This window comes from Microcystis sp. M49636_WE2, assembly GCF_030065375.1.
GTDB classification, from domain to species: domain Bacteria; phylum Cyanobacteriota; class Cyanobacteriia; order Cyanobacteriales; family Microcystaceae; genus Microcystis; species Microcystis aeruginosa_C.
On record NZ_JASJFG010000678.1, the window covers coordinates 1 to 6,049 of the forward strand.

Annotated in this window: 6 protein-coding genes; 4 read left to right on the top strand and 2 right to left on the bottom strand. The window is 47.2% G+C overall.

Annotated elements, in window-relative coordinates:
- The 4 genes from PX484_RS15605 to PX484_RS15620 all read left to right on the top strand — a co-directional run.
- The coding region (locus tag PX484_RS15605) for an all3515 family Zur-repressed PEP-CTERM protein (protein ID WP_288104622.1) at positions 1–473 on the top strand (473 nt) is incomplete at its 5' end.
- A gap of 199 nt (positions 474–672) precedes the next feature.
- Complete coding sequence (gene lpxD / locus PX484_RS15610) at positions 673–1,704, top strand: UDP-3-O-(3-hydroxymyristoyl)glucosamine N-acyltransferase (RefSeq protein ID WP_287766525.1); 1,032 nt, start codon at positions 673–675, stop codon at positions 1,702–1,704.
- A gap of 150 nt (positions 1,705–1,854) precedes the next feature.
- Positions 1,855–3,396 carry a gamma-glutamyltransferase gene (locus tag PX484_RS15615; protein ID WP_287766523.1) on the top strand — a complete coding sequence of 514 codons (1,542 nt, stop codon included), beginning with the start codon at positions 1,855–1,857 and terminating at the stop codon, positions 3,394–3,396.
- A 68-nt stretch (positions 3,397–3,464) separates the two neighbouring features.
- Positions 3,465–5,000, top strand: coding sequence for a TolC family protein (locus tag PX484_RS15620; protein WP_287766521.1), 1,536 nt, complete (start codon positions 3,465–3,467; stop codon positions 4,998–5,000).
- 54 nt (positions 5,001–5,054) lie between these two features.
- On the opposite strand, the gene PX484_RS15625 is transcribed toward PX484_RS15620, so the two are convergent.
- Together PX484_RS15625 and PX484_RS15630 are read right to left on the bottom strand one after the other, a co-directional pair.
- Positions 5,055–5,393: a hypothetical protein gene (locus PX484_RS15625; protein ID WP_287766520.1), complete on the bottom strand. Its 339-nt coding sequence runs from the start codon at positions 5,391–5,393 to the stop codon at positions 5,055–5,057.
- Positions 5,394–5,561: 168 nt separating this feature from the next.
- The coding region (locus PX484_RS15630; protein WP_288104625.1) for a HisA/HisF-related TIM barrel protein at positions 5,562–6,049 on the bottom strand (488 nt) is incomplete at its 5' end.

A 6,049-nucleotide genomic window follows, 5' to 3' on the forward strand; every position in this document is an offset into this window, starting at 1 on the left:
AAGGAATTTTTCAGAATAGTTTTGTTAGTGCTGCCACTGGGGAGGAATATAGCAATCTACTGATGCAATCAGTGGCAACTATTAATAATTCCTCTGACTTGGGAGAACAAGCTCTTTTTAACAGTTCTGGGGGACGGTGGAATCGGTCTTTAGGTAATGCCAACCTATCCTTACAACTGTTAGAGATTAGTGATGGATTAACAGTAGCTAACTCTTTAGGACAGACAATTTTAGCTAATGCTGGCGATATCTATGCGATCGGTACTGGTGATAACTTCTCCTTTTTACCGAAGTTTCTTGCCTCTCGACCGGGAAAATATTCAGCCAGTTTTAAGCTGGTAGATCTTAGCCTTTCTTGGGGAGAGTCAGGAATTTTTAACCTAGATTTTCAAACAGTTCCCGAACCATCAACTCTGATCGCCTTAATACTGTTCGGATCAATTTTATTAACTCGATCGAGCAGTAAAAACTAAAACCAATCGGTTTTGGAGAGAGCCAACTTATCTCCAAAACCGCTCTAGATCGAGATCGGCTTTATTGAAATGGAAAACAGGGATTATTCCCTAAAAAACTAGCAACTTTTTTGACTATAATAACGACAAGATTATCAGTATAGTTTTAGACTGTTAGACCATCCTATCATCAGCCCTATCTCGATCGCAGTATATATTTATGAAATTTAGTGAAATTGCCCAAAAATTAAGCCCTTTAGTCTCTGCTCACAGTTTAACTGCCTATCCCGACAGAAATCCCCAAATTAAAGCCATAACTCCCATCGAAACCGCCCTAGTCGATACGATTAGCTATATCGAAGGGGGAAAATTTGCTGCCTTTGTCGCCAAAACTGAGGCTACTGCCCTAATTCTGCCCCTGGATGCCAATTTACAACAACAGGCCGACGAACGCGGCATCCCTTGGTTAGCTAGTGCCAATCCCCGACTTTTATTCGCCCACGCCATCAAATTATTCTATCAACCCTTTCAGCCCCAACCCTACATTCACGCCACCGCCGTGGTGCATCCATCGGCTAAAATCGGCCATAAAGTCGCCATCGGGGCCCATGCCGTGGTGGAAGCCAATGTCACCCTCGGTGATGGGGTGTGCATTCATCCTAACGCCGTTGTTTACCCCGGGGTGCATATTGGTGATCGCACAATTCTCCACGCTAACTGTACTATCCATGAACGGGTACAAATAGGCAATGATTGCGTTATCCACAGTGGTGCTGTTATCGGTGCTGAGGGCTTCGGTTTTGTGCCGGTTCCCGAAGGCTGGTTTAAGATGGAACAATCGGGTATCGTGGTCTTAGAAGATGGGGTGGAAATTGGCTGTAATAGCGCCGTGGATCGCCCGGCAGTGGGAGAAACCCGCATCGGTAGCCAGACTAAGATCGATAATCTCGTCCATATTGCCCATAATTGCCAAATTGGCCAAGCCTGCGCCCTAGCAGGACAGGTAGGCATGGCAGGAGGCGTAAAAGTGGGCAATCGCGTTATTTTAGCGGGACAGGTGGGCATTGCCAATCAAGCGGTGATCGGGGATGGTGCGATCGCAACAGCCCAAGCTGGCATTCACAACGATATCGGGGCAGGAGAAGTGGTTTCTGGCTCTCCCGCTATCCCCCATAAGCTATTCCTCAAGGTAGCAGCCGCTTACAAGCGTTTACCCGAAATCTATCAAGCGGTTAAGCAGTTGCAAAAATAGCCCTATTCAGGGGACAGGAGACGGGAGACTCCGAGACAGGAGACAGGAGATTATTTTTATTTATTCTCCCTTCTCCCCACACCCCACACCCCACACCCCACACCCCCATCTCCCCACACCCCACACCCCACACCCCACACCCCGATCAAAGTGACTGGCAAAAGCAAGGGCGCTATCGCCGCAGGACATCCAAAAACTGCCGAAGCTGGACAATTAATCTTAGAAATGGGCGGCAATGCCTTCGATGGGATTGTTGGCTCGATTTTAGCGGCTTTCGTGGTCGAATTCACCCTCGCTTCGGCGGGGGGCGGCGGTTTTTTACTAGCACATACCAAAGAAAAAGTCAATACCCTTTTTGATTTTTTTTGTCAAACTCCAAAATATAAAAAACCCTTGACAAAGATCGACTTTTACCCAGTGGCGATCAATTTTGGTGGTGCTAGTCAAGATTTTCACATTGGTCGAGGTGCGATCGCTACGACCGGGGTGTTACGGGGATTGGAAACAGTGCAGAAAAAACTGGGAAAATTACCCTTTGCCGTGGTAGCAGAACCAGCGATCGAATATGCTCGTCAAGGCTACATTTTGAGCCAATATAACGGCTTTTGCCTGGGTTTACTCGCTTCGATCCTGCTCAAAGATAGAGAGGGTTTAAAAGTCTATGCCCCGCAAGGAAAACTCCTGCAAGCTGGTGATCGCTGTGTGATGAGGGATTTTGCCAACAGCTTAGAGGAATTAAGCAAAAAAGGCGTAAAAGACTTTTATGAGGGAGAAATCGCCCACCAAATCGCCAGGGATATGCAGGAGGGCGGTTATCTTACCCTAGAGGATTTAAATCATTACCAAGTCCTTGAGAGAAAACCCCTAAAAACCGAATATCGGGGGTACGAAATACTGACTAATCCGCCGCCTAGTTCTGGGGGAATTCTCCTAGCTTTTGCCCTAAAATTACTGGAAACAGTCAATTTATCGGCTTTAGAGCATCTAGGGAACAAACATCTGCAAATTTTAACAGAAGTGATGGCCTTAACCAATCAAGCTCGCGCTCAAGGCTACGATAATTTTATCCATCAGGAGGGAATCGAAGAGGAATTCCTCTCATCAGAATTTTTAGGCAAATATGCCAATAAATGGGGCAGTACCACCCATATTAGCATTATCGATGGGGAAGGTAATGCCGCCAGTGCCACCTTTTCCAACGGCGAAGGATCAGCTTATACCGTGCCGGGGACGGGAATTATGCTCAATAATATGATCGGGGAAGCGGACTTAAATCCCTTTGGTTTTCACAATTGGCCCGTTGATCGTCGTTTATCCTCAATGATGTCGCCGACGATGATTTTAGAAGAAGGAAAGCCGCGATTTGTTCTCGGTTCTGGGGGTTCCAATCGCATTCGCACCGCTATTTTGCAGGTTATTAGTAATTTAATCGATTTTCGGCAATCTTTAGCCGATGCGATCGGTGCCTCGCGCATACATTGGGAAAATCAACAATTAGGAATTGAACCCCTAGAAGATCGGGAAAATCTGCTCGAAAATCTGGTTTTACCCGCAAATACTCAAGTAACCCGTTGGCAAGAACAAAATATGTTTTTTGGGGGTGTGCATGGGGTGGCAGTGAATGAGCGGGGGGAATTAACCGCTACGGGCGATCCGCGTCGGGATGGAGTAGGATTATTGATTAGTAATTAGTAATCGGCCAACATAGTGGTGTGAGCTTGTTTACTTCTTATCGTTTACTGTTTACTTTTGAGATACTCATGTTGCTCTTGCGTTATGGTATTACCGTGAGTGCGGTGCTTGGGTTGATTTTCTTGGCTGAATCCTCGGTTAAGGCACAAACTCAGTCCGCTGCCGATTTATTGAAGAAACCCCGACCTACTGCCAATCCCGTTTCTCAATTACCCGGTCCATCGGCGGCACCGGCAACCACGGAAGCGGATCCCAAAGCCCCCAATTATCTTAATCCTAGTGGCAATCCCCTAATTTTTCCCACCAAACCAGATGAGGTGAATATTAGGGTAGTACAACCGATCAGCTTAAATCAAGCGATCGAATTAGCTTTAAAAAATAATCAGACCTTACAGACAGCCCGGGTCGATTTAGAAATCGCTCGCGCCCAATTAAAGGAACAACAGGCGGCTTTATTACCCACGGCCCAAGCGGAAACCAGTCTCACTCAAGATCAATCGGCAGTTGCCCAAAGACAGAATAACTTGGCTCGTCAACAGGGAATCCCAGCCACTACACCGGAAGATAGTACCAACTTTCAGGGTAGTGTTAGCATCGTCTATGGGGTTTATACAGGGGGTGAACGGTCAGCCCAGATCAAAAGGGCCGAAAAGGTCATCCGGCAACGGGAATTAGAGGTGGAAAGAGTCTCGGAACAAACTCGTTTTGATGCCACCGATGCCTATTATGAATTACAGAGGGGTGATGCTCAGGTAGCGATCGCCCAAGCCTCGATCGAGGATGCTAGTCAAAGTTTACGCGATGCTCTATTATTGGAGCAAGCGGGACTAGGAACCCGATTTGCTGTTCTACAGGCGGAAGTTGACCTCGCTAACGCTAACCAAGACTTAACCCGGGCGATTTCTACCCAGCGTATTTCCCGACGGCGACTGGCACAGATATTGAGTGTCGGTCAGCACATCGAGTTAACCGCTGCCGATGAGATTCGCGAGGCGGGAACTTGGGGCTTAAGTCTTAATGATAGTATCGTTTTGGCCTACAAAAATCGCGCGGAATTAGAACAACAACTCTTACAACGGGAAATTAGCGAACAGGATCGCTCGATCGCTATTTCGGCGGTGATTCCCCAAGTGGACCTTCTGGGCGAGTATAATGTCCTCAACGATCTCAGTGATTCTGCTGGTTTTGGCGATGGTTTTAGCGTTGGCGGCCGGATTCGCTGGACTTTCTTTGATGGTGGTCGTGCTTTTGCTCAGGCCCGTCAAGCGGAAAGAAATATTGATCGCGCCGATACGGAATTCTCCCTCCGTCGCAATGAAATTCGCCTTCAGGTGGAGGAATACTACTATAATTTGATTTCTAACCAAGAAAACATCAAAACTTCGCAAAAAAGCATTGAATCAGCCACGGAAAGTCTGCGATTAGCCCGTTTACGCTTCCAGGCCGGTGTGGGAACCCAAACGGACGTGATCAACTCCCAGCGGGATTTAACCGATGCCAGAAGTAGTTATCTACAGGCGATCGTTGATTACAATAAATCCTTGAATAGTCTCCAGCGAGCGATTAGTAATTTACCGGATAATCGTTTGTTTGAAGTGCGTTAATTGTGCGATTTATTGATGTGTGGTGTGGGGGGAGATGGCTAAATCTCCCCTATTTTAACGGGTTTCGATGATTCTAATCTGTTGTTCCCGCAATTGCTGCCGGGTGGGAGTTTCCTGTAGTTTTTGCAACTGCGGACGCAGATTATTACAACGAGAGGAATTAATGCTACCGCATTGATTTTCGATCGTGTTCTGTCGCCGCTGCTCGATTTGGGGACTGGTGCGAAAGTCTAATTGCTGATTGTATTGGGGATATTTTTGGTAAGTACAGGATTCAGCCTCAGCTAAACAACGCTCACTGATAGGCAATTGGGCCACGACTAGGTTGCCGCTAACGCAAACCCAACCCAGACCCAGAAAAAAACCTGATAATAAAGAATTTTTAGTGATCATCGCCAATATACCTCGCTGATCAAAAAATATGTTCTCAGGATTGGCGGCCATGACGCTAATTGCCCGGCAGATTCTCGGTCATGATTCCACCTGTTTTATTTTAGTCAATTTTTCTGGCCATGCCCACGATAGCTGAAAACAGCCCATTCCTAGCCTAAGATCACTGGCTTAGGCGATTGTTCCCGTCTGGGGGGAACTAGGACTAGCATAGGACTTAATCGGCATTCTTCCCGCTAAATAGGCTAAACGTCCCGCTTTTGCCGCCATTGCCATGGCTTGCGCCATCATAGCTGGATTGGCCGCCATAGCGATCGCACTGTTAATTAATAAAGCATCGGCCCCCATTTCCATGGCCCGGGCCGCTTCTGAGGCTGTACCGATCCCGGCATCTACCACCACGGGAATTTTGGCCGATTCGATGATAATCGCGATATTTGCCTCATTTTTCAGCCCCTGTCCCGACCCAATCGGCGATCCTAGGGGCATAACCGTGGCGCAGCCAGCCTCCTCTAAATGTTTGGCTAAGAGAGGATCGGCGTTAATATAGGGCAGTACGGCAAAACCTTCTTTAACTAATTGTTCCGCCGCTTGCAAAGTTCCGATCGGATCGGGTAATAAATATTTAGGATCGGGAATAACTTCGAGTTTAATAAAGT